Here is a 24,751-nt window from a genome sequence, read left to right as displayed (position 1 = left end):
ACGGAGCGAGCATGACGACAGCGACCGCGCTTCCCACCTACGACGACGTCGCGGCCGCGGCGGCGCGCCTGCAGGGCCAGGCGCACCGCACGCCGGTGCTGACCTCGCGCACCGTCGACGAGGAGTTCGGCGCGCAGGTGTTCTTCAAGTGCGAGAACCTGCAGCGCATGGGGGCCTTCAAGTTCCGCGGCGCCTTCAACGCGCTGGCGCAGTTCACGCCGGCGCAGCGCCGGGCCGGCGTGGTCGCCTTCTCCTCGGGCAACCATGCCCAGGCGATCGCGCTGTCCGGGCGGCTGCTGGGGATTCCGGCGACCATCCTGATGCCGCACGACGCGCCGGTGTCCAAGGTGGAGGCGACGCGCGGCTACGGCGGCCGCGTCGTGCTGTTCGACCGCTACCGGGAAGACCGCGAGCAGATCGGACGCGACCTTGCGGAGAAAGAAGGGCTGACGCTGATCCCGCCTTATGACCACCCGCACGTGCTGGCCGGCCAGGGGACGGCGGCCAAGGAGCTGTTCGAGGAGGTCGGCCCGCTCGATGCCTTGTTCGTGCCTCTGGGCGGCGGCGGCCTGCTTTCCGGCTGCGCGCTGGCCACCAAGGCCCTGGCGCCGGCCTGCCGGCTCTACGGCGTCGAACCCGAGGCGGGCAACGACGGGCAGCAGTCCCTGCGCAGCGGCAGCATCGTCCACATCGAGACGCCCAGGACCATCGCCGACGGGGCCCAGACCCAGCACCTGGGCGCGTTCACCTTCGCGATCATCCGCCGCGACGTGACGGACATCCTCACGGCCAGCGACCAGGAGCTGGTGGAATGCATGCGCTTGCTGGCCGCACGCATGAAGATCGTGGCCGAACCGACGGGCTGCCTCGCCTTCGCGGCCGCCCGCCGCATGCGGGCGCAGCTGCGCGGCCAGCGCGTGGGCGTGGTGCTCAGCGGCGGCAACGTGGACCTGGCGCGCTTCTGCAGCCTGCTCGCCGCCTGAGCGCGCGAGCGCTGCTCACTCCCTCTGCGGCTTGGGCTCGTTCGGGTCCGCGTCGCGTTCCTTGCGGCCCTCGCGCGCCATGCGCGCCGTTTCCTCGATCACGCGATCGTCGGAGGCGGAAGGGATCGGTTCGTCCTCGGTTTCCGTGCCAGTCCTGGAGTCCGGATCGGAATTGCGGTTCGGTTGGGTGGGCATGTCTTTCCTTTGGCTGGGCCAGACGATTGTTGGCGTTGCGCGCGGGCCGCGGGTGGGAGCCGGACCCTGCGCGACGTAGGCGCGGGACTACCCGACCCGGTCAGGTCAGGCCCACGCCCTGCGCGCCCATGGCCCGCAGGCAGCGCCGGCGCAGCCCCTCGACGGCCGCGAGGTGCTCGTGCAGCAGCGCGGACGCGGCGGGCGCCGTGCGCTGGCAAAGCGCCTGCAGCAGGCGTGAGCGCGACAGCAGCACAGCCGTCCAGGACACGGACAGCTTGGGCAGCGAGGCGCACAGCAGGCGCAGCTCGCCGAACTCCTGCTGCACGCGCCGCACCAGGTCCAGGTCGAGCGACCTGTCGGCGAGCGCGCGCAGCCGCATGTCGTAGCGTTCGAGTGCAGCGGCCAGCTTGAACGTGGCCACCGGTGCGGATAGTTGCTTGAGTCGCATCGGTCCCCCTTGTCGTTGTGGCCCGGACTCTAGGCGATCCATGTGAGCTTTCCATGACGGTCATGGACTGTTACGGCGCGAGGTGTAAGCCCCTCCTGCGCCGCCGGCGGCGAGGTTCGCGATTTCCGTACTTTCGATCAGGAAATCCGGGAGCGATACCAAACGAATACAAACGCGCGGCGCGCTGAAACGACGCGATTACCGCCGGCGACCAGACTTGCCTTCAACCCACCCGGGGGCCGGCGGCAGGAGCGGAGCCGCAGGCCAATCCCCATCCCTTCGCTCACGGAGATCGCCATGAACCATCGCATCACTTCCTCCTTCGGCTTCCTCGGCAGCGTTGCAGCGGCCACCCTGGCCGCCGCCGTGATGACCGGGCAAGCCCGGGCCGAAGGCCCCATCGAGGACATCAAGCCCATCGCCGGTGTCCTGAGCCGTGCCGAAGTGCAGGCGGCCGTCATGGCCAACCGCAGCCAGATCACCAGCTTCGCCAGCGAGCTGTATTCGCAGCAGCAGGCGCCGGTGCTGGCCGCCAGCGGCTACACGCGGCAGGAAGCCCGCGCTGCCTTCCTCGCCTCGCGGGAGGAGGTGCGTGCCATGAACTCGGAAGGCGGCGGCGCCGGCTACGTCGCCCGCGCGATGCACCGCGCGTCCGCCACCGAGATCGCGGCGCGCCAGCAGTAGGCGCGAGGGCTAGACTTGCAGCCATGAGCAGGCCCGCGCTGCCACCCGTCGAGGACATGAGTGTCTCGCAGGTGCGCGGGTTTGCCCGCCTCGCGCTCGCCGCCGCGCAACCCGCGGGGGCGAGTTTTTTTGCGGACCTCGTGCAGGCGCTCGCCGCCGTCCTGCAGATGCCGCTGGTGCTGCTGGCCGTTCCGGCCGAGCAGTCGCGCCGTACGCTGCGCACCCTGGCCGTCTGCCTCGATGGCCAGCCCCTTCCGAATTTCAGCTTCGGGCGGCGCAGCGTCCCCGGTGCGGACGCCTCCCTGCTCGACTACCAATGCATTCCCGGTGGCGCGCTGGCGCAGTTGCCGGCGCGCTCCTTGTTCGCGCGCGAGCGCATGGACGCCGTCGCGACGCTGCCCCTGGTCGACAGCGCAGGCGACACGGTCGGCCTGCTGCTGGCCATGGATCGCCGGGGCCTGTCCGCGGGCGACGCCGAACGCGTCGAAATGCTGCTCGCGGTGGTCGCCGCCCGCGCTGCCGCCGAGCTCGAGCGCTCGCGGACCGACGAGACGCTGCGCGCCGTGGCGCTGGCGGTGTCCGCCTCCGGCAGCGGCTCGGTGTTCGAGGAGCTGGTCCGGCTGCTGGCCACCATCCTGCAGGTGGAGGTCGCCTTCATCGCGCAACCCGATCCCACCCAGGCCGAAGGCATGCGCATGCTCGCCATGTTCTGCCAGGGCAAGGTGCTGCACGACATCCCCTACCCGCTCGCCGGCACGCCCTGCGCCACCGTGCTGGGCCATTCCTTCCGCGCCTATCCGGCCGACGTGCAAGGGCTCTTCCCGGGCGACAAGGACCTGCGCGACCTGGGCAGCGAAGGCTATGCCGGCCATCCGCTGACCGCGCTGGACGGCACGCCCCTGGGCATCGTCTCGGTCGCCTCGCGCCGGCCGCTCACGCAGCTCGATCGCGTCAAGGCCACCCTGAAGATCTTCGCGGTGCGCGCCGCCGCGGAAGTGGAACGCCTGCGCGCCGGCGAGGCCCAGAAGCAGGCGGTGGAAGACCTGCGCCAGCGCGAAGCGCAGTACCGCGCGATCTTCGAAGGCTCGGTCGACGGCCTGTTCCTGTGGAACGAGGAACTTCGCATCGTGGACGTCAACCCCGCCGGCTGCGCCCTGTACGGCCACTCGCGCGAGGAGCTGGTCGGCCAGACCTATCCCGACACGATGCCGGCCGGCTACGTGCGCGAACGGCTGGACATGGTGCGGCGCGCCCTGGCCGGCGAGGGCACGCACGTGGAGACGACCGTGCTGCGCCCCAACGGCACCAGCTTCGACGCCGACCTGCGCGTGCTGCCCTTCGTGCAGCGCGGCCGGCCGCACGCGCTGGCGGTGCTGCGCGACATCAGCGAGCGGCGCCAGCGCGAGCGCGACCTGCAGCGCAGCGAGGAGCAGTACCGCGCGATCTTCAATGCCTCCGCGGACGCACTGGTGCTGCGCGCCGCCGACTTCAGCATCGTCGACGTCAACGCGACCTACGAGGCGTGGACCGGCTACACGCGGGCCGAGGTGCTCGGGGTGAATCGCATCATCGCCAACCCGCCCGAGGTCGCCGCGACGATCCGGGCACTGCACGAGGAGGCGCTCGCCGGCAAGACGGTGCGCCTGGAGACGCAGATCCGCCGCCGCGACGGCCACACCCGCGAGCTCGAGCTGCGCGGCGCCCCCTTCCTGCACCGCGGCGAGCCCCACGTTCTCTATATGGGGCGCGACATCACGCAGGCGCGGCTGGCCGAGCGCGCCCAGCGCGACAGCGAGGAGCAGTACCGCGCGATCTTCAATGCGTCGGCCGACGCGCTGGCGCTGCGCGATGCGTCCTACCGTGTCGTCGAGGTCAACCCGGCCTACCTGGCCATGAGCGGCTACACCCGCGAGGAGGTGATGGCCGCGGACCGCGTGCTCACCCAGCCCGACCCGGTGCTGCAAGGCCGCTACCGCGCCGACCACGCCCTGGCGCTGGCGGGCCGGGAGCTGCGCGCGGAGGCGGCGGTGCGGCGCAAGGACGGCTCCACCCTGTACGCCGAGGTGCGCGGCACGGCCATGACCTACCGCGGCCAGCCCCACGTGCTGTACGCCGTGCGGGACATCGGCGATCGCGTGGCGGCGGAACAGCGCCGCTCCGAGCTGGAACGGCAGCTGCGCCAGGCGCAGAAGATGGAGGCCATCGGCCAGCTCACCGGCGGCCTGGCGCACGACTTCAACAACATCCTCACCAGCGTGCTGGGCTATCTCGGCATGGCGCAGGAACGGCCCGCGGCCGAACAGGACGCCGTGCTGGCCAGCGAGCTGGGACAGGCCCGCCTGGCCGCCGAGCGCGCCCGCGAGCACGTCGCGCAGCTGCTCGCGTTCTCGCGGCCCCGGCGCGGAGAACGCCGCCTGCTGGGCGCCGCCCAGGTCACGGCCGAGGTGCTGCAGCTGCTGCGTCCCAACCTGCCCTCCACCATCGAGGTCGTGCGCGAAGGGTGCGATGCCGCGGACGCCGAGGTGCCGCCCGTGCTGGCGGACCCGGTGCAGTTCGAGCAGGTGCTGCTCAACCTGTGCCTGAACGCGCGCGACGCGATCGGCGAGCACGGCAGCCTGCGCCTGGGCATCGCCCACCGTGCCGCGCATGGCCATTGCTCCTCGTGCGGGGCCGCGCTGGACGACCGGCGCTGGGTGGCCTTCTCGGTCGAGGACAACGGGCGCGGCATGACGCAGGAAGTGCTCGACCGCATGTTCGAGCCCTTCTTCACCACCAAGGAGGTCGGCCGCGGCACCGGGATGGGCCTGGCGATGGTGCACGGGATCGTGCACGACCATGCCGGCCACATCCAGGTGAGCACGCAGCCGGGCCGCGGCTCCACCTTCCACGTCCTGCTGCCGGCGGCGGCGGAAGACCGCAAGGCGATGCTGCCGTGCACGCCCTCCGCGCCGCGCCCCGCCGCGATCGCGCCGCTGCAAGGCCGGGTGCTGCTGGTGGAGGACGAGCCCATCGTCAGCAACTACATGCGCGACCTCATGCGCGGCTGGGGCCTGGACGTGGTGCTGGAGCAGGACCCGCTGGCGGCCGCCCGGCGCCTGGACAGCCCCATGGAAAGCTTCGCCCTGCTGCTGACCGACCAGACCATGCCCGGCATGACCGGCCTGGCCCTGGCCCGGCACGCCCGCGCGCAGCGCCCCGGCCTGCCGGTGCTGCTGTACACCGGCAACGCCTTCGACATTGCCGAACAGGACCTCGCCGACAGCGGGGTCACGACGCTCCTGCGCAAACCGGTGGACACCGCCCTGCTGCGACCGCTGCTGGGGCGGCTGCTGGCGGGCGGGACGTAACCCGTGGTATCGCCGCTCGCCACCTGCGCCAACCCTGCTGCAGAATTTCCGGCCATGAACGCGCACTCGCGCCTGCTGGTGGTGGACGACGATCCGTCCGTGCGTTCGCTGCTGCGCGACTATCTGCAGAGCCACGGCTTCGGCGTGGCGGAAGCGGCCAACGGCGCCGAGATGCGCGCGCAGCTGGAGCGCGAACTGCCGGACGCCGTGCTGCTGGACATCCGGCTGCCGGGCGAGGACGGCCTGGTGCTGGCCCGCTACCTGCGCGAGCGCTACGAACTGGGGGTCATCATGGTCACCGCCTCCGGCGACGTGATCGACCGCGTGGTCGGGCTGGAGCTGGGCGCGGACGACTACATCGCCAAGCCCTTCGACCTGCGCGAGCTGCTGGCGCGCATCAAGAGCGTGCTGCGCCGCCTGCAAGCGACGCCGGCAGCGCCGCAGCCGCCGGCGGCCACGCCGGCCCAGCCTGCCGCCATCGCGCCCATCGCGGTCGCGCCGGCACGCCGTTGCCGCGTCGGACGCTGCGAGCTCGACCTCGATTCGCGCCGCATGTTCGAGGCCGACGGGGCCGAGGTGACGCTCACCAGCATGGAGTACGACCTGCTCGCCGCTTTCCTGGCGAGCCCCAACCGCGTGCTCACGCGCGACCAGCTCCTGCTGCGCACGCGCAACCGCGAGTGGGAACCCTTTGACCGATCGGTCGACATCCGCATCGGCCGCCTGCGCCGCAAGGTCGAACACGATCCCGAGGGCGAACCGCGGGTGATCCGCACCGTCCGCAACGCCGGCTACATGTTCGTGCCGGGCGACAACTAGCGACCTCCTTGGAGCGGCGGGGGGCCGAAGGCGCCGCCGCGTGCCTTACGCCAGGCGCACGCGGAAACCCACACCGCCCCCGGCCAGCCCCTCGGTGATCTCCACCTGCCCGCCCATGCGGGCCGCGGCCTGCTGCACGATCGCCAGCCCCAGGCCGGAGCCCGGGCGCTCGTTGCCCGGCACGCGGTAGAAGCGCTCGAACACCCGGCCGCGTTCCTGCGGCGGGATGCCGGCGCCGTCGTCGCGCACCAGCAGCTCCAGGCCGCCCTCGGCGGCGCGCAGGGTGGCGACGATCGCGCCGCCGTCGCGCCCGTAGCGGATGGCGTTGTCCACGAGATTGCCGAGGATGGAGCCGAAAGCGGCCGCGTCGACCTGCGCCCAGAGCTGCTCGGGCGCGTCGAGCGACAGCTCGATGCCGCGCTCCATGGCCAGCGGCGCGAGTTGCGCGAGCAGTTCACGCGCGGCCTGGGCGACGTCGACCCGGCGCGGCGCCGGGCGTGCATCCCCGTCCAACGTGGCGAGCACGAGCAGCTGCTGGGCGAGATGCGAGGCGCGGGCGATGGCCTGGTTCAGCAGCGCCAGCGCGCGCTCGCGGTCCTCCGCGGCCGGCGCATGCGCGAGCACGTGCGCCTGCGTGCCGACGACGGCCAGCGGCGTGCGGATCTCGTGCGCGGCGTCCTGCACGAACAGGCGTTCGCGGTCCAGCTTCTGCCGCAGCTGCGCGAGCAGGTCCTCCAGCGCCTCCGACAAGGGCTGCAGCTCCCGGTGACGCACCGCGTGACCGACCGGCGCCAGGTCGCCCTGCCGTCGGCCCTTGAGCGCGTGCGCGAACTGCTCCAGCGGCCGCAGCCCGGTGCGCACGGACCACCACACGGGCAGGACCACGAAGGGAAGCGCGAGCAGCAGGTACTCGATCAGGACCGAGGAGTTGTACGAGAGGAAGCGCTGCGTGGTGCGCACCGGCTCGGCCACGCGCAGTGTCCAGCGCGTGCCCCGCGTTTCGTGCAGCCGGAAGGCGCGATCCCCGATCTTCACCGTGTCGCCGCGCACCCAGGCATCGGGGCCCAGCGCCGCGAGCTGCGCCGATGCGTGCACCCGGTGGCCGGACGGATCCAGCAGCTCCGCGTCCATGCCCACCGGGAAGCGCGGGCCTTGCGCGCGGCGTTCGTTCAGCCAGCGCAGCGTCGCGCGCACCACGGCCTGCGCCTGGGCGGGATCGGGCGTGTCCTCCAGCGCGCCATGCAGCGCCTCGGTGAACTTGCGCAGCGGCTGCTCGGTGGCCAGGATGCGCTCGTTCTGCCAGTACACGTACGCCAGCAGCACGACCCAGATCAGCGCGAAGGCGAACAGCACGTAGCCCACGCTGCGCCGCTGCAGCGTCGGCTGCGTGATGCGGCCCCACCAATCCAGCGCTGCGTTCATGCCGCCGCCAGCATGTAGCCGACCCCGCGCACGGTCAGGATCGCCTGCGCGCCGATCTTGCGCCGCAGGTTGGAGACGTGCACCTCGATGGAAGCGAAGTCCACCGGGTCGCCCAGCGGCTCGAGGCGCTGGGCGATCACCCCCTTGGGCACCACCGTGCCCGCATCGCGCGCCAGGGCGAGCAGCAGCTGGAACTCGCGCGGCGACAGCTCCAGTGGTTCGCCCGCGCGCGCCGCGCGGTGGCTGCGCGGCTCGATCGTGAGGTTGCCCAGCGTCCAGCGCTCGCTGGTCTGGCGCGCCGAGCGGCGCAGCACCGCGCGGATGCGCGAGACCAGTTCGGCCGTCGCGAAGGGCTTGACGACGAAATCGTCGGCGCCGCCGTCCAGGCCCCGCAACCGGTCCTCCACCGCGCCGCGCGCCGTGATGACGATGACGGGCACCGGGTTGTTCGCAGCGCGCCAGCGCGCCAGCAGGTCGAAGCCGCTGCCGTCCGGCAGGGTCAGGTCCAGCAGCACGCAATCGACGACGGCGGGATCCACGGAGGCGGGCGCGTCGGCCGCGCGCCGCAACCATTCGCTGCTGAGGCCTTCCACCTTGAGGGCGGCCTGCAAGGCGCGGCCCAGGTCCAGGTCGTCCTCGATCAGCAGGATGTGCATGGCTGGATTCTCCGGGCGCGTTCCTCAAGGCCAGCCAAAGCGGCCCTTTGGCTGCCGTTAAGCATACCCAAGGAAGAATGCGCGCCACGCCATCCCCAAGGAGGATCCATGCGCCGTCCCGCGCTCCTGCTGTTCGCCGCCTTCGCGCTGCTCGCCGGCTGCGCCACGGCGCCCCGGCATCCCGCCATCGTCGGCGCCGAAGCGGCCGGCACGCTGCCGCCGCTGGTGCCCCTGCGCCGCTTCGTCGCCAACATCGATTACGCGGGCGGCTACAGCCTCTCCCCGGACGGGACGCAGCTGGTCTGGTCCCAGGTCGTGGGCACGGACACCGGCCTGGCCGTGCGGCCGGTCGCCGGCGGCGCGGCGCGCTCCTTCGCCACCGGCTACCTGGCCCGGCCGGCCGGGCCCATCTACGTCTGGCTGCAGGACAGCCGCCACATCGCCTACCTGAAGGACCTGCGCGGCGACGAGAACACGCAGCTGCACGTGTTCGACAGCAGCCGCGACTTCGCGCCGTGGAACGTGACGCCCTGGCCCGGCGTGCGCTCGCACTTCGTCGGCCACGGCGCGCCGGGCAGCGCGAAGTTCTTCTTCGCGAGCAACCGCCGCGACCGCGCCACCATGGACCTGTACGAAGCGGATGCGGACGCGCGCACGGTGCGCGAGGTCGCCCGCAGCGACGGCAACGTGCTGTGGTGGGTGGTCGGCAGCGACCACCAGCTGGCCGCGCGGGGCCGCCAGCTGCAGCCGCAGGACGGCGCCGACGTCGCCTTCGAGGTGGTCGATGCGCAAGGCCGGTGGCGCACCGTGAAGGTGGGCGGCGGCTGGGACGCGCTGTGGGTGCACCGTGTCGACCGCCAGGCCGGCAAGGCCTGGGCGCTGTCCAACATCGGCCGCGACCGCAATGCGCTGGTGGAAATCGATCTCGCCACGGGCGCGGAGAAGGTGCTGGCGGAGCACCCCGAAGTGGACCTGCAGGTCGTCTACTACCCGCGCGCGCCGGGCGGCCCCGTCGGCTACTTCGCCGACGCCGGCCACCCGCGGGCGCTGTACCTGGACGCGGCGCTGGCTGCCGACGTCGAGCGCGCGGTGCAGCGGGCGCTGGAGCGCGGCTGGCTGGGCGCCGCGCCCCGCTTCACGCGGCCGCAGAGCGTCTCCGAGGACGGCCGGCGCTGGGTGATGCGCGCCATCGGCGATTTCGAGGATGCGGAACTGCTGGTCGACCGGGCCACCGGCGACGTCGCCCGCCTCGACCCGCCGGAGCCGGAAAAGCGCGCGCTGCTCTCCGCCGAGGAACCCTTCGCCTTCAATGCGTCCGACGGGCGCAGGGTGCACGGTTATGTGGTGCGCCCGCGCGGCCTGGACAAGCCGGCACCGGCGGTGGTGGTGATCCACGGCGGCCCCTGGGCGCGCGACTCCTGGTCCAGCGCCGCGTTCAACGCCACGCAGATGCTGGCCAACCGCGGCTATGCCGTGCTGTCGGTCAACTACCGCGGGTCCTGGGGCTACGGCCGCGAGTTCATGATGGCCGGCGCCAAGGTCACCTTCACGCGCCTGCAGCAGGACATCGCGGAGGCGGCGCAGTGGGCGGTGGACCGCGGCATCGCCGACCCGGCACGCATGGCCGTGCTCGGTGGCAGCTTCGGCGGCTTCTCCGTGCTGGCGCAACTGCAGCGCAAGGACCACGACTGGCGCTGCGGCGTCGACATGGTGGGCGTGGCGAACTGGCCGCGCGTCATCGAGAACTGGCCGCCGTTCTGGCGCAACCGCCACATGTTCCACGCCTTCTTCGGCGACCCCGCGGACCCGGCACAGCGCGCCGAGATGCTCGCCAATTCGCCGATCTCGCACCTGGACAAGATCACGGCGCCGCTGCTCGTCATCCACGGGGCCAACGACATCCGCGTGCTGCGCCAGGACTCGGACGACGTGGTCGCGGGACTGCGCGCGCTGGGACGGCCGGTGGAGTACCTGTCCTTCCCGGACGAAGGCCACCAGGTCCGCCGCTGGCGCAACCGCCTGGAGATGTGGCGGCGCGTGGAGGACACGCTGGCCACCTGCCTGGGCGGCCGCAGCGCGGGCTGGGACTACTACCAGCTGATGCCGCGCGCGCAGTGAGGAACGTAAAGTTGCGGCGGATCCGGCGCCTCGCGGCATGAGGCGCCCCCATGGGACGAAAGTCCCGATGGCGCGCCGCGCGGCAGCGGAGTATGAAGGCGGCAGCGGCGCAGCCGTTTGCCGCCAGGAGAAACGCATGAACTCCCTTCTCCTCCCGCTCGCGCTCGCGGCCGCGCTGGCCGGTTGCACGACGTACTACGCGCCGGTCGCCCCGCCGCAAACCGTCGTCGTGCCCAACTCCGAGGCCAATGCGGTGGTGCAGTACTACCCGCCCTCCGCGTCGGGATATCCCCCCTACCCGTATCCGTATGCGTATCCGTACGCGTACGGCTATGGCTACCCTTACTACCCCTGGTACGGGGGCCTGTGGCTGTCGGGCGCCTTCGTGTGCTGCGGCGGCGGCCATGGCCACGGCCATGGACACGGCCATGGCCATGCGCACGGAGGCTCCTGGGGGCACACCGGTGCCGCGGCCATGGGCGGGTCGCGCGGCGGCGGCTGGGGCGGTGGGGCCCGGGGCGGTGGCGGGGGCGGCGGCAGGGGCCGCTGAGCCCCGGGCCGTCACCGCGGCTCAGAACGCGTGCCGGATCCCGACGTCGATGCCCGAGGCCGCGCGCCCCGGCGAGGGCGTGGGTCCCGCTTCCGCGCCGACGTTCACGGGCAGCGCCAGCGCGTTGCGGTTGTCGATGTGCGCGTAGGTCGTGTAGAGCGCGGTGCGCTTGGACAGGCTGTACACGTAGCCGAAGGCAATCTTGGTCGCGTAGCTGTCCTGCGCGTCGTTGCGGCTCACGCGCGTGAAGGCGATCGGCACGTAGCCCGGTCCCAGGTAGACCATGGCCCCGAGCTGCCAGAACGGCGCGCGCGTGCCGTTGTTCAGCGCCGCCACCGGGCGCCCGGTGCGGTTTTCACCCGCGAGGAACATCAGGCGGGCGAAGCCGGCCTCCCACATGCCGCCGCCCGCGGTCTGCGTGAACTCCAGCACCGTGTCGTTCTTGGTCTTGCTCTGGGCGATGGAGACCTCCCAGGTCGGCGTGGAGTAGCCCAGGCGCACGCCGGCCACGTTGCCGTTCCTCGATTGCGGCGTGCCGCTCGGGTTCTCCCCGAAGGCGTACATCAGCTGCGCGAACGCGCCCTTGCACTGCACCGCATCGCACCCGGGCGTGAAGTAGCCGATGCTGTTGGATGCGCGCAGGTTGGTGACGGTGGAGCCGAGGATGGTGACGCCGCCGAAGCCCACGCCGGTGCGGAACGGGTCGTAGAGATACAGGGGCCAGAACGAAGGCACGTAGTCGCGGCCGAACCGCAGCTCGCCCCAGCCGCCCCCCATCGCCACGATGGAGCGGCGGTTGAAGGTGAGCGAACCGTCGGCGGGCGCCAGCCCCGTGACCTGGTTGTTGTTGTTGGAAGTCAGACCGAGGCCGGTGTCGGGGCTGAACCCCGCTTCCAGCTCGAACCACGCATACAGGCCGCCGCCGAGGTCCTCGCGGCCGCGGATGCCGATGCGGTTGTTCTGGTTGCCGCCCGGCATCAGCTGGGTCTTGGAGCCGCCGCCGTTGCCCTTGTAGTACGCAACCGCGAGGTCGATGCCGCCGTAGACCGTGAGCGACGACTGCGCGCACGCAGGCCCGGCCCACGCTGCCGCCCACAGGGCAGCCACGATTCTTCCGTCCATGTCCCAGCCCTCCGCGAGGGCCGAGCTTACTCCAGCGTGAATCCGACTTTCAGCGTCACCTGCCAATGGGCGACCTTGCCGTCGCGGATGTGCCCGCGCGTCTCGATCACCTCGAACCACTGCATGTTGCGCACCGTTTCACTTGCCTTGGCGATGGCGCCGCTGACCGCCTCCTCGATGCCCGCGGAGGACGAGCCGGTGAGCTCGAGGATCTTGTAGACGTGGTCGGACATGCAGCCTCCTGCGTTCGGGGTGGGGTGGAGCGCGCCCGCTGGAGAAACAGGGGCAGCACGCGCGCGGGGAGAGCATAGGAGTTCCTCCTGCGCGCGGCAACACGACCGCCCCGGTCAGCCGGGGCGAGGCCTGCAGTCGAGCAGGCCAGCCTCGCCCCGTGCGGCTTCAGCGACGGTACGGATTGTTCGGCGCGTGGTCGTAGCGGTTCGGCACGCCGTCGCGGTCGGCATCGCCCCAGCCGCCGTGGCGGTGGTGCGCCCGGTAACCGTGGCCGTAGCCGTACCCACCCTGGTAGTAGACCGGTTGCGGCTGCACGTACACCGGTTGCGGCTGCACGTACACGGGCTGCGGCTGGACGTACACCGGCTGCGGCTGCACGTAGACCGGGGCGGGCTGCACGTAGCGCACGGGCGCATCGATGCCGATCGAGAAGAACACGTCGGAGCGGGCGTGCGCCGCGGACGTGGCGGCCAGGGCGCCGAATGCGATGGCGGCGGCGGCGAGGGTCTTGGCGTTGGAGAGGCGGTTCATGGTGGCTCCTCGGTTGGGATGCCCGCATGGTGCGCCGGTGCAGATGAATCGAACCTGAACGGCGCGCAGACAGGGACAACCGTGGTATTTCCCCCAAAGGGAGGGCGAGGAACGCCCGCTAAGCCCCCGCCGGGCGCTGCTCCGCCTCGAAGCGCTCGCTGAATTCCTTGCGCAGCGCCTTGCGCAGCGTGGCCGCCTCGCAGCGGCGCTTTTCGTCCGGTGTGAAGGGCCGCAGCGGCGGCACCGCGACCGGCTTGCGCTCGTCGTCCACGGCCACCATGGTGAAGAAGCAGCTGTTCACGTGGCGCATGCGCTGGCTGCGGATGTCCTGCGCGAGCACCTTGATGCCGATCTCCATGGAGCTGGTGCCGGTGTGGTTCACGCTCGCCAGGAAGGTCACCAGCTCGCCGACGAAGATCGGCTCGCGGAAGGTGACCTGGTCCACGGAGACGGTGACGACGTAGCGCGCCGCGTAGCGGCTGGCGCAGGCATAGGCCACCTGGTCCAGCCACTTGAGCAGGTGCCCGCCATGCACGTTGCCCGCGAAGTTGGCCGTGTCGGGGGTCATGAGCACGGTCATGCTCAATTGGTGGGCGGGCAGGTCCATGCTCGGAAGGAAGGTGGCGCGGGCGCCCATTATCGATCGGAGCGCCGCGGCCTTCCCGGCGCTACACGACCGTGACGCTCACGTCCATCTTCGTGATCTCCAGCGGCCCGTAGTTGGAGAGGAACGCCACGTCGGCCGCGTCGCGCCCGTACGCGACCACCACGCGGCCGCCGCGGGGCTCCGGCTGCGTGGGATCGAACGCGTACCAGTGGCCGCCCAGGTACACCTCGTACCAGGCGTGCATGTCCATGGGATCGAGCTCGTGCAGGTAGCCCACCACGACCCGCGCCGGCATCATGAGGCTGCGGCACAGGGCGATGCCCACGTGGGCGAAGTCGCGGCAGACCCCGGCGCCCTGCTCCAGGGTGTCCATCGCGCAGGTGCTCGCCTCGCTCACCCCGTACTTGTAGACGATGTTCTCGCGGATCCAGTCGGCGATGCGCTGGGCCTGCGGGTAGCCGGGCGTGCAACCGCTGACGATCTCCTCGGCGCGCTCGGACATCTTGTCGCTGGGGCAGTAGCGGCTTTGCAGCATGTACTGCAGCGTCTCGTCCGGCAACTGCGCCGGCGGCACCCGCAGGGCCCGCCCGTTCACGTCGATCTGCGCCGCGACTTCGACCTCGTGCTGCACGTCCAGCACGCTCTCGCCCTGCGGCAGGGTGAAGCGCTGGCACAGGTTGCCGAAGGCGTCGACGTACTCGGTGGCCGGCACCCAGGGTTCGATCCCGTAGCGTTCCGCCACCACCCACTGCTGCGAACCGCTGCGCGGACGCAGCAGGGCAACGAGGGGACAGGCTTCCTCGCAATGGATGGCGATGCGGTTGCGGGTACGGAGTCGCATGGCCGGGAGGATGAGCCATGCGGCCAGGCTGGGCCGTAGGAGGCGGACGATTGTCACGCGCCCAGGCTTCCGACAGGGCGACGGACAAGGTGCACCGGTCCCTGTCCGCGCGCCGCCTGGACGAAGCATCCGGCCCACCGCGGCCCCGCGCGGTCCCCCTCAGCGACGGGTGATCACGATCTCGAGATACTCGCTCGGCAGGACGAGGTCGCCGCTGGCGGAGGTGTTGAACTCGTTCATCAGGGCGATCAGTTCCGTGGCCAGCGCCTGCTGTCCGTCGGCGTCCAGGGCGGCGAAGGCCTTGAGCACCGGCCCGTAGTAGCCGCGGAAGACCTCCAGCATGTGCTCGGGCGAGCGGTAGCGGAAGGTGAAGTGGCGCTTGACGGTCACGACGGACTGCGCGCTGGCCTCGAACAGTTCGTTGATGCGGTCGCGGCTGCCCCATTGCGCCGGCGAGGTGACGCCCGCCGGCGGCGGCACGTGCCGGCCGACCGTCCTGAACAGCTGGCCGATGAAGCTCTCCGGCGTCCAGTTGGCCATGGCGATCCGGCCGCAGGCGCGGCACACCCGCAGCAGTTCGGCGGCCACGCGCGGCGGGTTGGGGGCGAACATGCAGCCGAAGGTGGAGAGCACCACGTCGAAGCTGCTGTCGTCGAAGGGCAGCGCCTCCGCGTCGGCTTCGCGGAAATCGATGGCGTGCAGGCGCTCGGCCGCCGCCCGCTCGCGCGCGCGCTCCAGCAGGGCGGGCACGTAGTCGGTCGAGGTGACCTCGCACCAGCGGCGCGCCGCCGCCAGCGTGGCGTTGCCGTTGCCGGCGGCAACGTCCAGCACGCGCTCGCCGGCGCGCAGGTCGGCGGCCTCGCAGAGCGTCTCGCCGACGATTTGCAAGGTGGTACCGACCACGGCATAGTCGCCGGACGCCCAGGCGGCCTTCTGGCGCGTCTTGATGGCGGCGAAGTCGGGCGTGGCGGCGGCCTGCGGGGCGGTGGCGGTCAAGGCGGTCATGGCTTGGCTCCTGGGTGGTGGGACGGTGTCGCGGCGGCTGCCGCCGACCGGCACACTCTCGATGGGCGGTGTGGAAGCCAGCGTGGAGGCCAGCGTGGAAATTGCCGTGGAAACGCCGACGCCGGCGCAAGGGCAGCCGGCCACCCCGACCGTCCTGGCGCTGCGGCTGCTTGGTCCCTTGACGGTCACGCGCGCCGGCACCTCCCTGGCCCTCCCGCGTTCGCGCAAGGTGCGCGCCCTGCTCGGCTATCTGGCGCTGGCCGGCCGCGCCACCACCCGCAGCCACCTGTGCGAACTGCTGTGGGACCTGCCCACCGACCCGCGCGGCGAACTGCGCTGGTGCCTGAGCAAGCTGCGCGCGGTGCTGGACGAACCCGGCCGGCAGCGCGTGCTGGCGGACGGGGACAGCGTGGCGCTGGACCTGTCGGATTGCAGCGTCGACGTGCAAGAGGTCGCCCAGGCGCTGCGCAACGGCGTCGCGGAGCTGCCGCCCTCGCAGCTTGCGGCGCTGTCTGCCGCCTTCGCGCAGGGCGATTTCCTCGCCGGCCTCGACGTCCCCCGCAGTCCGGCGTTCACCGGCTGGGTGATGGCGGAACGCCGCCGTTTCCGCGCGCGCCACGCCGCCGTGCTGGAGCACTGGGTGCGTGCCCTGCCGCTGGCCAGCGACACCGCCCTGGCGGCCCTGGAGCGCTGGCTCGCCATCGCCCCCTTCGACCGGCAGGCGCACGAGCGGCTGCTGCAGACGCTCGCTGCGCTGGGACGCCTGCGCGAAGGCGACGAACACCTGGCGGCCGTTGCCCGACAGTACGAGGCCGAAGGACAGGACTGGGGCTGGCTGGGACATGCCTGGCGCGCGGCCAAGGGCGGCCATGCGGGCGGCGTGAGCTCGCTCGTCACGGTCACGTCGGCGCCGGAAGAAGACCCCGCGGCGCCGCCGCTGCGCGCCTCGCTGGGCGTCATGCCCTTCACGGACCGCACGCCGGGCGCCGCCCTGCGCGGCGGCCTGGGCGACGGCATGGCGCACGACGTGATCAACCGGCTGGCCAGGCTGCGCAGCATGTTCGTCATCGCCGAAGGCACGATGTTCGCCCTGTCCGAGCGGCGCGTGGACGCGGAGGACGCCGGCCGCCGGCTCGACGTCGATTACGTGGCCAGCGGATGGCTGCGGCGCGGCCCCGGCTCGCGCCTGACCGTGACCGTGCAACTGGCCGAGACGCGCACGGCGCAGGTGGTCTGGGCCGAAGACTTCTGCGGCCACCTCGATGACACCTTCGCGGTGCTCCAGGAGATCGGCGACCGCATCGTCACCGGCCTGGCCAACCAGGTCGAGGCGGCCGAGCGCAACCGCGCGGTGCTGAAGAACCCGCATTCGCTCAACGCCTGGGAAGCGCACCACCGCGGCTTGTGGCACATGATGCGCTTCAACCGCGAGGACAACGAGCAGGCGCGCCACTTCTTCGAGACGGCGGTGCGCCTGGACCCCACGTTCGCGCGCCCGCAGGCCGGCCTGTCGTTCACGCATTTCCAGGACGCCTTCCTGGGCTGGCGCGATCGCGCCGGCGCGATCGAACGCGCCTATGCCGCCGCCGCCGAGGGCGTCATGGCGGACGACCACGATCCGGCGGCGCACTGGGCGCTGGGGCGTGCGCTGTGGCTCAAGGACAGCCAGGACGAGGCCTTGCGCGAGCTGCACGCGGCGGTCGATCTCAGTCCCAACTTCGCGCTCGGCCACTACACCCTGGGCTTCGTGCATGCGCAGTCCGGCGACCCGGAGATGGCGATCGAGGAGGCGGATCACGCGCGCGAGCTGAGCCCGATGGACCCGATGCTGTTCGCGATGCTCGCTTCCCGCGCCCTGGGCCTGCTGCGCCTGGGCCGCTACGAGGAGGCGGCCGACTGGGCCGTCCGTTCGGCTGCGCGCCCCAATGCGCACGTGCACATCCGGGCGATCGCCATGCTGTGCCTGGCGTCGGCGGGCCGCCTGCCGCAGGCCCGGGCGCTGGCCGCCACGGTGCGCCAGGCGCAACCGGGCTACGGCCTGGCCAGTTTCGCGCAGGCCTTCCGGTTCGGCCCCGATCTCACCGCGCTGGTGCGCAAGGCGGAGCCCCTGTTGCGCGAGTGAGGTTGCAAGCGGGCCGCTTCGCGGGCACGATCCTCCTGCACTGCCATGTTTTACCTCTGGCCCCAGTATCTCTGGCTGTTGCCGGCGCTCGCGCTGCTGCCGGTGGTGTACGTGTGGCTGCTGCGGCGCCGGCGCAAGTCGGCGGTGCGCTACAGCAGCCTGGCCGTGGTGCGCGCGGCCACGGCGGGCCGCGCATGGCGGCGGCACGTGCCGCCGGCGCTGTTCCTCCTGGCGCTCTCGGCGCTGCTGTTCGGCGCCGCGCGTCCGGTCGCGCGCGTGCCCTTGCCGTGGGCGCGCTCGACCATCATGCTGGCGATCGACGTGTCCCTGAGCATGCGCGTCAACGACGTGAAGCCCACGCGCCTGGTCGCGGCGCAGGAGGCGGCCAAGCTGTTCCTGCGCGACCTGCCCAAGGACATCGAGGTGGGCCTGGTCACCTTCGCGGGCAGCAGCCAGGTGGCGCAGCGCGCGACGCTGGACCGCGAGTCGCTGGTCGCGGCCATCGACGGCTTCCAGATGCAGATGGGAACGGCGGTGGGCAACGCGATCGTGCAGTGCCTGGCCGAACTCTTCCCGGACCAGGGCATCGACGTGGGCGAGATGACCTTCGGCAGCAAGCCGCCGCGGGGACGCAGCCTCGACGAGAAGGACAAGCCGCCGCCCAAGGAGATCAAGCCGGTGCCACCGGGCTCCTACGGGCCCGCCGCGATCATCCTGCTGAGCGACGGCAGGCGCACCACCGGCGTCGACACGCTGGAAGCCGCGCAGATGGCGGCCGACCGCGGCGTGCGCATCTACGTGATCGGCCTGGGCACCTCCGTCGGCGACGCCGCGGCGCCCGAAGGCATCCCGATCTACATGCAGCTGGACGAACCCACCTTGCGCGAAGTGGCGCGCATGACCGGCGGCGAATACCACCACGCCGGCACGGCCGAGACCCTGCGCACCGTCTACGAGAACCTGGGCTCGGAGATGCAGGTGGTCACGCGCGAGACGGAGCTGACCGCTCTGGTGGCCCTGCTGTCGGCACTGCTGATGGCGGCGGCAGGGGTGCTGTCGGTGGTGTGGTTCCGGCGGCTGGACTGAGGGCGGCGCGCCGCGTTCAACCCACCGCCCGAACCACCTTGCACGGATTGCCCGCCGCGAACACGTCCGCCGGCACGTCCCGTGTCACCACGCTGCCGGCGCCGATCACGGCGCGGTCGCCGATGCGCACGCCGGGCAGGATGATCGCGCCGCCGCCGATCCACACGTCCGCGCCTATGTCCACCGGCCGGCCGAACTCCTGGAGGCGGCGCTCCTGCGCATCCATCGGGTGCAGCGGCGTGTAGATCTGCACGCCGGGGCCGATCAGCGTGTACGCGCCTATGCGCACCTTGCACACGTCGAGGACGACACAGTTGAAGTTGAAGTACACGCCCTCGCCCAGCTCGATGTTCGTGCCGTAGTCGCAATGGAACGGCGAGGTCACCGACACGCGGGTGCCCAGCGCGCCGAACAGCTGGTTCAGCAGGACGGCCCGCTCGGGGTCGTCCGCTTCCATGCCGTTGATGCGGCGGCACAGGGACTGCGCCCGCAGGCGCGCCGTGACGAGCTCCGGGTCCTGGGCGTTGTAGAGCTCGCCCGCCAGCATCCTGTCGCGTTCCGATCGCATCCGCGCATTCTGGCCGCGGCCGCGGCTCGGTGCGCGTAGGCATGCAACTACACGAAGGGGCGTGCCCGGTTGCGGCCTGCTCGTGCGCAGGCGGGTTAGCTTGGAGCTTCGACCCAAAGCAAGGAGAACACACGATGGCTCAACAGGATGCAACCATGCTGCTCGACGCGGACCACAACGAGGTGATCCGCATGTTCGAGCAGTACAAGGCCGCACACGATGCGCGCCGGCAGCAGGCGCTGGCTTCGGAGATCCGCCAGTCCCTGCTGGTGCACATGCAGATCGAGGACGAGATCTTCTATCCGGCCTTCCAGCAGGCGACCGGCGACCAGGAACTGCTGAAGGACGCACAGCGCGAACACGCGGAAGCGCGCGAGATGCTGCGCAAGATCGATGGCGACCGGCAGAACGCGAAGCTGATGCTGGAGCTGGAGGACGCGATCCTGCACCACGTGAACGACGAGCGCGAGAAGATGTTCCCCAAGGCGCGTGCGACCAAGTCGATGGACCTCATGCAGCTGGCCGACCGGCTGCAGGCGCGCAAGGCGGAACTGCAACTGGCGGAGGGGCACCCGGCCTGACCGGCCCGGTGCGCGCGCGGCGGGCTCAGGCCGCCGCGTAGCGCAGCACCGCGACGAAGTGGCAGCCGCTGGCGCCCAGCACCAGCAGGTGCCACACGAAGTGGGCATAGGGCACGCGTTCGTCCAGGTGGAAGACGATCGCACCCAGCGTGTACAGCACCCCGCCGGCCACGATCAGCGCCAGCCCTTCCTGCGGCACGTTGCGCAGCAGCGGGTCGAGGATGAACACCGCCAGCCAGCCCAGCGCGAGGTACGCCGCCGTGGAGAGCACGGGGTGCGTGAGGCGGTTGGCGCACTTGGCCACCGTGCCGGCGGTGGCGATCAGCCACACGAGGCCCAGCACCCAGTAGCCGCTGTCCTCGGCCAGGCTTCCCAGCATGAACGGCGTGTAGGTGCCGGCGATGAAGAGGAAGATCGCCGCGTGGTCCAGGCGGCGCAGCAGGTCCTTGGTCGCACCGGCGGGCAGCCAGTGGTACGCGGCGGACACCGAGAACAGCAGGATCATCGAGGCGCAGTACACCGTGGCGGCCAGCGCCTGGGTGGTCCCCGCCTGCATCGCGTTCATGATCAGCTGCGGGCTGAAGATGGCGGCGAGCACGGCACCAAGGCCGTGGCTCAGCGAGTTCGCGACTTCTTCCTGCGGCGTCTGGGCCCTGCACGCGACGGCGGCCATGGAATCTCCCTTCTTGGACTGCATCGTGGCAGTCCGCGCAGGGGCGCCTTGTCAGCCGCGCGTGTACAGCCAGGTCGGAGATGCCCCGATTCCCGCGCCAGCCACGGGGTGGCTCAGAACTTCCCGAATTGCCGGTAGGCCAGCTGCGGGTCCATGCCTGCGAGGATGGCCGTGCGCACCTTGTTCTCGGTGGCGATCGCCGCCTCGGCCTGCTCCAGCACGTCTTCGACGATCGCTTTGGGCACACGCAGCAGGCCGTCCCGGTCGCCCAGCAGGAAATCGCCTGGCGCGATGATCACGTCGCCGATGCGGATGTCGACGTCCACGGCGCGCGGCAGCCAGTAGCCGACGATGTCGCGTGGCGTGAAGCCGCGCGACCAGGTCTGGAAGCCCATGGCGAGGAGGAAGTCCACGTCGCGCACGTAGCCGTCGGCCACGCATCCGAGCACGCCCTTGTTCTTCAGGGTCTCGGCCGAGAGCTCGCCCATGTGCGCCACCACGCGGTCGTTCGGCTGGCTGACCCACAGGTGCCCGGGCCTGGCCCGGGACAGCAGCCCGGTCCACGCGAGCAGCGTCTCGTGCGCGTCGGCGCGCGGGTCCACGCGGCCATCGATCGTGAAGGCCGGCCCGGCCATGCGGCGCTCGGGAAAGAGCGGCCGCAGTTCGGGCGGCAGCGTGAAGTCGCGCAGTCCCATGGCGCGCATCACGTCGTGCACGACCCCCGTGTAGCACTGGGCCAGGCGTTCGCTGGTGCTGTCCATCGTTTCTCCGTCGGTGTCGGTTCAGGCGCGGATCGCCTGCAGGCGCGCCCAGTCGAAGGCAATGCCGTGCCCCGGCAGCTCGGGCGCGTACGCGTAGCCGTCGGCGATGCGCAAGGGCGCGGCGATGTAGGCGTCCAGCCCGAAGCCGTGCGCCTCCAGGAAGCTGCCGTTGGGCACGGCCGCCAGCAGGTGCACCGTCACGTCGTGCGCGCCGTGCGAGGTCACGGGCAGGTTGAACGCTTCGGCGAGGTGGGCGATCTTCAGGAAGCTGGTGATGCCGCCGCAATTGGTGACGTCCGGCTCGGGAAAGGTGACGCCGCCTTCGGCGATGAGCTGCTTGAACTCCCACAGCGTGCGCAGGTTCTCGCCGGCCGCGATCGGGATGCCCGCCTCGCGCACGACGCGCACGTGGCCAGCGACGTCGTCCGGCACGATGGGCTCCTCCAGCCAGGTGAGGTCGTACGGCTGGAAGGCGCGGGCCGCGCGGATCGCCTGGTCGGCGGTCCATTTCATGTTGGCGTCCGCCATCAGCGGGAAGCCCTCGCCCAGGTGCTTGCGCATCGCGGCGACGCGCTCCACGTCCTCGGCGAGGCGGTCGCGCCCGACCTTCATCTTGATCGCGCGAAAGCCCCGCTCCAGGTTCCCATCGGTCTGGCGCAGCAGCTGGTCGACCGACAGGTGCAGGTCGATGCCGCCGGCGTAGCAGCTCACGCGCGGCGCGTGCCCGCCCAGCAGCTTCCACAGCGGCTGCTTCAGCCGGCGCGCCTTCAGGTCCCACAGCGCCATGTCCAGCGCCGACAGCGCCAGCACCGTCGGGCCGCCGCGGCCGCCGTAGTGCGAAGCCCACCACAGGCGCTGCCACAGGTGTTCGATGCGATCCGCGTCCTCGCCGATCGCCACCTCGGGAAAATCTCGCCGCAGCACGGCATCGATCGCCGCGCCATTGCGGCCGCAGGTGAAGGTATAGCCCACGCCCTCCTCGCCGTCCGCATCGCGCACCCGCACCGTGTTCAGCTCGAAGGCGCGCATCTCGCCGTGCATCGCGTCGCTCAGGCCCTCGGGCAGAGGCAAAAGGTAGTAACCGGGTTCGATCGCGGTGAGTTTGGCCATGCGGCGGTGTATGCGATGCCCGCTCGCGCGGCCATCGTGGTTTTCCTTGAGCGTAGACTGGCCGCATGCAACGCGAGCTCCCCGGCGGTGAGTCCGTGTCCGCGCTCGGGCAAGGCACCTGGCACGTCGGTGACGACCCGCTGCGCCGCGGCGAGGAGATCGCCGCGATCCGCCGCGGCCTCGACCTCGGTCTCACGCTGGTGGACACCGCGGAGATGTACGGCGACGGGCGCTCGGAAGAACTCGTGGGCGAAGCGATCGCCGGCCGCCGCGACGAGGTCTTCCTGGTGAGCAAGGTCTATCCGCACAACGCATCGCGCGGCGCCATGCCGCGCTCCTGCGATGCCAGCCTGCGCCGCCTCGGCGTGGAGACGATCGACCTGTACTTGCTGCACTGGCCGGGGAGCGTGCCCCTGGCCGAGACGGTCGCGGCGTTCCAGGCCTTGCAGCGCGCCGGCAAGATCCGCCATTGGGGCGTGAGCAACTTCGACACGGAAGCGATGCAGGAGCTCTGGCAGATGCCGGGCGGCACGCAGGCGCAGGTGAACCAGGTGCTCTACCACCTGGACGAGCGCGGCATCGAATGGGACCTGCAGCCGTGGCTGCGCGAGCGGCGCGTCCCCTTGATGGCGTACTCGCCGTTCGACCAGGGACGGCTGCTGCGCCGGCCGGCCCTGCTGCGCTTCGCGAAGGCCTGCGGCATGACGCCGTCGCAGGTCGCCCTCGCGTGGCTGCTGGCACGCGAGGACGTGATCGCGATCCCGAAGACCGTCAGCGCGCGGCGGGTGGAGGAGAACGCCGGCGCCCTGGCCCATCCGCTGACGGCTGATCAATTGCGCGAACTCGACCGCCTGTTCCCGCCGCCTCCTGGCCCCACGCCGCTCGCGATGCTCTGACGCGGCAGCAGCTGCCTCGGCACTTGCGGGATTTCGGTCGCCGCCAGGCATCGAATTACGCCAATCGCCGAATAAGGCACAGGCCGAGCTGGAACGCGAGGGCTCCTACGGCGTCTATCCATGCCGTCCTACAGAACAAGGCAGCCCCCAAAGATGCAGAGCTTCACCAAGTCCCCCACCCGTACCGCAGCCCTGATCGCCGTCCTCGGCGCCGCTGCCCTGTCGAGTCAAGCGGGTCTGACCATGGCGAAGCATCCTTCCGCGCAGCCGGCCCGCAACGCAGTCAGCGCGATCGCCGCGCGCGCGGTGGGCACCACGGCGGCCAACGCCGTTGCCGCCGTCGCTGCGGTGGCTGGCCCGCAGGACATCGCGAAGAAGATCCGCTGGGTGCCGGTGCGCCAGGGCGGCAAGACCCTGCGCACGCTGGACGAAGCGTCGCGCCTGATGCTCGCGCGCTCCGCCGCCGAGCGCGCCGGCCTTGCGAGCGTGGGCCTGTCCTACCAGGACGTGTACGGCGTGATCGAAGCGGAGACCTCGTGGGTGCCGCGTGAAGGCATGGGCCGCAACGGCGTCGCCAGCATGGGCCTGGCGCAATTCGAGCCGCGCACCGCCAAGGGCCTGGGCCTCGAAGATCCCAACGACCCCGTGCAGGCCGTGCACGCGGCCGCGGTGTACATGAAGCACGGTGCCGAGTGGGCGGCGCAGCGCATCGCGCACCTGAAGCTGTCGCCGCAGGAGCACGCGGCCAAGCTGCGCGAAGGCGTGTCGGTCTACTACAACCTGTCCGTCCGCGGCCGCAACAAGTGGGACGGCATCAACACCGCCTCGCTGCCGCTGGAAACGCAGCGCCACATCGCCAACGTGCGCACCGGCGCGCAGGAAGCGCTGCAGCTCGCCGGCCAGTTCGCCTGAGTCTCAGGCGAGTTCGAAGCAGCCGATCTCCACGCTGTCGGGACGGCGCACGCCGGTGCCCACGAAGATGCGCTCGTTGATCCAGCGCAGCGAGGGCGCCGCGGTCTCGAAGGACGGGACGCAGCGGAAATACACGAGCGCCGGATCCACCGGCTCGCCGCGCACCAGCTTGGCCGTGATCTCGGGCGGCGCGACGCGGATCGCGCTGTTCTGCACGAAGATCAGCTCGCCCGCTTCGGTCTCCAGCAGGTAGCGCGCATCCAGCTTCGCCAGCGTGGGCGTCACGATCTGCTGGAAGTCCGCGCCCCCGGGCAGGATGCGCGCCTTCCAGCCTTCCCCGACGGCTTGCCCGCCCAGGATGGAGATGACCCGCCGGCGTCCGCCGGGCGTTTCACCGACCTCGTGCGCGGCGGCCACCTGCACGGACAGGTCGGCAAAGAAACGGAGCTGGGGCGGGGACATTCGCGACATGGCACGATG

General features: G+C 71.4%; 26 protein-coding genes. 11 read left to right on the top strand and 15 right to left on the bottom strand.

Annotated elements, in window-relative coordinates:
• Nucleotides 1-11 precede the first annotated feature (11 nt).
• Nucleotides 12-983: a threo-3-hydroxy-L-aspartate ammonia-lyase gene (locus tag AC3EGR_RS00290; RefSeq protein WP_488544422.1), complete on the top strand. Its 972-nt coding sequence runs from the start codon at nt 12-14 to the stop codon at nt 981-983.
• 15 nt (nt 984-998) lie between these two features.
• On the opposite strand, the gene AC3EGR_RS00285 is transcribed toward AC3EGR_RS00290, so the two are convergent.
• Nucleotides 999-1,178, bottom strand: coding sequence for a hypothetical protein (locus AC3EGR_RS00285; protein ID WP_488544421.1), 180 nt, complete (start codon nt 1,176-1,178; stop codon nt 999-1,001).
• 100 nt (nt 1,179-1,278) lie between these two features.
• Nucleotides 1,279-1,626 (bottom strand): hypothetical protein, encoded by a 348-nt coding sequence (locus tag AC3EGR_RS00280; RefSeq protein ID WP_488544420.1) that lies wholly within the window; start codon nt 1,624-1,626, stop codon nt 1,279-1,281.
• Between the two features lie 297 nt (nt 1,627-1,923).
• On the opposite strand from AC3EGR_RS00280, the gene AC3EGR_RS00275 reads away from it, so the two are divergent.
• The 3 genes from AC3EGR_RS00275 to AC3EGR_RS00265 are packed head-to-tail and all read left to right on the top strand — an operon-like array spanning nt 1,924 to nt 6,476.
• The gene (locus AC3EGR_RS00275) at nt 1,924-2,310 is read left to right on the top strand and encodes a hypothetical protein (RefSeq protein WP_488544419.1); all 387 of its coding nucleotides are present in this window, start codon (nt 1,924-1,926) and stop codon (nt 2,308-2,310) included.
• A 23-nt stretch (nt 2,311-2,333) separates the two neighbouring features.
• Nucleotides 2,334-5,657 carry a PAS domain-containing hybrid sensor histidine kinase/response regulator gene (locus tag AC3EGR_RS00270; RefSeq protein ID WP_488544418.1) on the top strand — a complete coding sequence of 1,108 codons (3,324 nt, stop codon included), beginning with the start codon at nt 2,334-2,336 and terminating at the stop codon, nt 5,655-5,657.
• A gap of 54 nt (nt 5,658-5,711) precedes the next feature.
• Complete coding sequence (locus AC3EGR_RS00265) at nt 5,712-6,476, top strand: response regulator (protein WP_488544417.1); 765 nt, start codon at nt 5,712-5,714, stop codon at nt 6,474-6,476.
• Nucleotides 6,477-6,521: 45 nt separating this feature from the next.
• On the opposite strand, the gene AC3EGR_RS00260 is transcribed toward AC3EGR_RS00265, so the two are convergent.
• Both AC3EGR_RS00260 and AC3EGR_RS00255 read right to left on the bottom strand, forming a co-directional pair.
• Entirely contained in the window at nt 6,522-7,898 is a 1,377-nt protein-coding gene (locus AC3EGR_RS00260; RefSeq protein WP_488544416.1) for a sensor histidine kinase, read from the bottom strand.
• Nucleotides 7,895-8,554, bottom strand: coding sequence for a response regulator (locus AC3EGR_RS00255; protein WP_488544415.1), 660 nt, complete (start codon nt 8,552-8,554; stop codon nt 7,895-7,897). The genes AC3EGR_RS00260 and AC3EGR_RS00255 overlap by 4 nt, the downstream gene beginning before the upstream one ends.
• Nucleotides 8,555-8,662: 108 nt before the next feature.
• On the opposite strand from AC3EGR_RS00255, the gene AC3EGR_RS00250 reads away from it, so the two are divergent.
• Nucleotides 8,663-10,672: a S9 family peptidase gene (locus AC3EGR_RS00250; protein WP_488544414.1), complete on the top strand. Its 2,010-nt coding sequence runs from the start codon at nt 8,663-8,665 to the stop codon at nt 10,670-10,672.
• Between the two features lie 136 nt (nt 10,673-10,808).
• Nucleotides 10,809-11,222, top strand: a complete 414-nt coding sequence (locus AC3EGR_RS00245) for a hypothetical protein (protein WP_488544413.1) — start codon at nt 10,809-10,811, stop codon at nt 11,220-11,222.
• Between the two features lie 21 nt (nt 11,223-11,243).
• Here AC3EGR_RS00245 and AC3EGR_RS00240 read toward each other — a convergent pair whose 3' ends face one another.
• The 6 genes from AC3EGR_RS00240 to AC3EGR_RS00215 form a co-directional block, all read right to left on the bottom strand.
• Entirely contained in the window at nt 11,244-12,344 is a 1,101-nt protein-coding gene (locus AC3EGR_RS00240; RefSeq protein ID WP_488544412.1) for a porin, read from the bottom strand.
• 26 nt (nt 12,345-12,370) lie between these two features.
• Nucleotides 12,371-12,577: a dodecin gene (locus AC3EGR_RS00235; protein WP_488544411.1), complete on the bottom strand. Its 207-nt coding sequence runs from the start codon at nt 12,575-12,577 to the stop codon at nt 12,371-12,373.
• Nucleotides 12,578-12,743: 166 nt separating this feature from the next.
• Nucleotides 12,744-13,109 carry a hypothetical protein gene (locus AC3EGR_RS00230; protein ID WP_488544410.1) on the bottom strand — a complete coding sequence of 122 codons (366 nt, stop codon included), beginning with the start codon at nt 13,107-13,109 and terminating at the stop codon, nt 12,744-12,746.
• 118 nt (nt 13,110-13,227) lie between these two features.
• Nucleotides 13,228-13,716 (bottom strand): acyl-CoA thioesterase, encoded by a 489-nt coding sequence (locus AC3EGR_RS00225; RefSeq protein WP_488544409.1) that lies wholly within the window; start codon nt 13,714-13,716, stop codon nt 13,228-13,230.
• Between the two features lie 61 nt (nt 13,717-13,777).
• Entirely contained in the window at nt 13,778-14,557 is a 780-nt protein-coding gene (locus AC3EGR_RS00220; protein ID WP_488544408.1) for a transglutaminase family protein, read from the bottom strand.
• Nucleotides 14,558-14,716: 159 nt separating this feature from the next.
• Complete coding sequence (locus tag AC3EGR_RS00215; protein WP_488544407.1) at nt 14,717-15,562, bottom strand: class I SAM-dependent methyltransferase; 846 nt, start codon at nt 15,560-15,562, stop codon at nt 14,717-14,719.
• On the opposite strand from AC3EGR_RS00215, the gene AC3EGR_RS00210 reads away from it, so the two are divergent.
• Nucleotides 15,561-17,684, top strand: a complete 2,124-nt coding sequence (locus AC3EGR_RS00210) for a transcriptional regulator (protein WP_488544406.1) — start codon at nt 15,561-15,563, stop codon at nt 17,682-17,684. The two genes, AC3EGR_RS00215 and AC3EGR_RS00210, sit on opposite strands and share 2 nt — an antisense overlap.
• Nucleotides 17,685-17,729: 45 nt before the next feature.
• A complete protein-coding gene (locus AC3EGR_RS00205) occupies nt 17,730-18,770 on the top strand; it encodes a VWA domain-containing protein (protein WP_488544405.1) in 1,041 nt (346 codons plus the stop codon).
• 16 nt (nt 18,771-18,786) lie between these two features.
• On the opposite strand, the gene AC3EGR_RS00200 is transcribed toward AC3EGR_RS00205, so the two are convergent.
• Entirely contained in the window at nt 18,787-19,338 is a 552-nt protein-coding gene (locus AC3EGR_RS00200; RefSeq protein ID WP_488544404.1) for a sugar O-acetyltransferase, read from the bottom strand.
• A 134-nt stretch (nt 19,339-19,472) separates the two neighbouring features.
• Here AC3EGR_RS00200 and AC3EGR_RS00195 point away from each other — a divergent pair, with 134 nt between their 5' ends.
• Nucleotides 19,473-19,919 (top strand): hemerythrin domain-containing protein, encoded by a 447-nt coding sequence (locus tag AC3EGR_RS00195; protein WP_488544403.1) that lies wholly within the window; start codon nt 19,473-19,475, stop codon nt 19,917-19,919.
• A gap of 25 nt (nt 19,920-19,944) precedes the next feature.
• Here AC3EGR_RS00195 and trhA read toward each other — a convergent pair whose 3' ends face one another.
• From trhA to AC3EGR_RS00180, 3 genes are all read right to left on the bottom strand, one after another.
• Nucleotides 19,945-20,592 carry a PAQR family membrane homeostasis protein TrhA gene (gene trhA, locus AC3EGR_RS00190; protein ID WP_488544402.1) on the bottom strand — a complete coding sequence of 216 codons (648 nt, stop codon included), beginning with the start codon at nt 20,590-20,592 and terminating at the stop codon, nt 19,945-19,947.
• Between the two features lie 113 nt (nt 20,593-20,705).
• Nucleotides 20,706-21,353 carry an RraA family protein gene (locus tag AC3EGR_RS00185; protein WP_488544401.1) on the bottom strand — a complete coding sequence of 216 codons (648 nt, stop codon included), beginning with the start codon at nt 21,351-21,353 and terminating at the stop codon, nt 20,706-20,708.
• A 21-nt stretch (nt 21,354-21,374) separates the two neighbouring features.
• Nucleotides 21,375-22,463 carry a mandelate racemase/muconate lactonizing enzyme family protein gene (locus tag AC3EGR_RS00180; RefSeq protein WP_488544400.1) on the bottom strand — a complete coding sequence of 363 codons (1,089 nt, stop codon included), beginning with the start codon at nt 22,461-22,463 and terminating at the stop codon, nt 21,375-21,377.
• 65 nt (nt 22,464-22,528) lie between these two features.
• Here AC3EGR_RS00180 and AC3EGR_RS00175 point away from each other — a divergent pair, with 65 nt between their 5' ends.
• Entirely contained in the window at nt 22,529-23,359 is an 831-nt protein-coding gene (locus AC3EGR_RS00175) for an aldo/keto reductase (RefSeq protein ID WP_488544399.1), read from the top strand.
• A 243-nt stretch (nt 23,360-23,602) separates the two neighbouring features.
• Nucleotides 23,603-24,271, top strand: coding sequence for a transglycosylase SLT domain-containing protein (locus AC3EGR_RS00170; protein ID WP_488544398.1), 669 nt, complete (start codon nt 23,603-23,605; stop codon nt 24,269-24,271).
• 3 nt (nt 24,272-24,274) lie between these two features.
• Here the strand turns inward: AC3EGR_RS00170 and AC3EGR_RS00165 are convergent, their stop codons facing one another.
• Nucleotides 24,275-24,742, bottom strand: a complete 468-nt coding sequence (locus AC3EGR_RS00165) for a DUF3237 domain-containing protein (RefSeq protein WP_488544397.1) — start codon at nt 24,740-24,742, stop codon at nt 24,275-24,277.
• Between the last annotated feature and the right edge of the window lie 9 nt (nt 24,743-24,751).

It is taken from the genome of Ramlibacter sp. G4-7, assembly GCF_057784995.1.
This window is presented reverse-complemented; position numbering and strand designations above follow the sequence as displayed.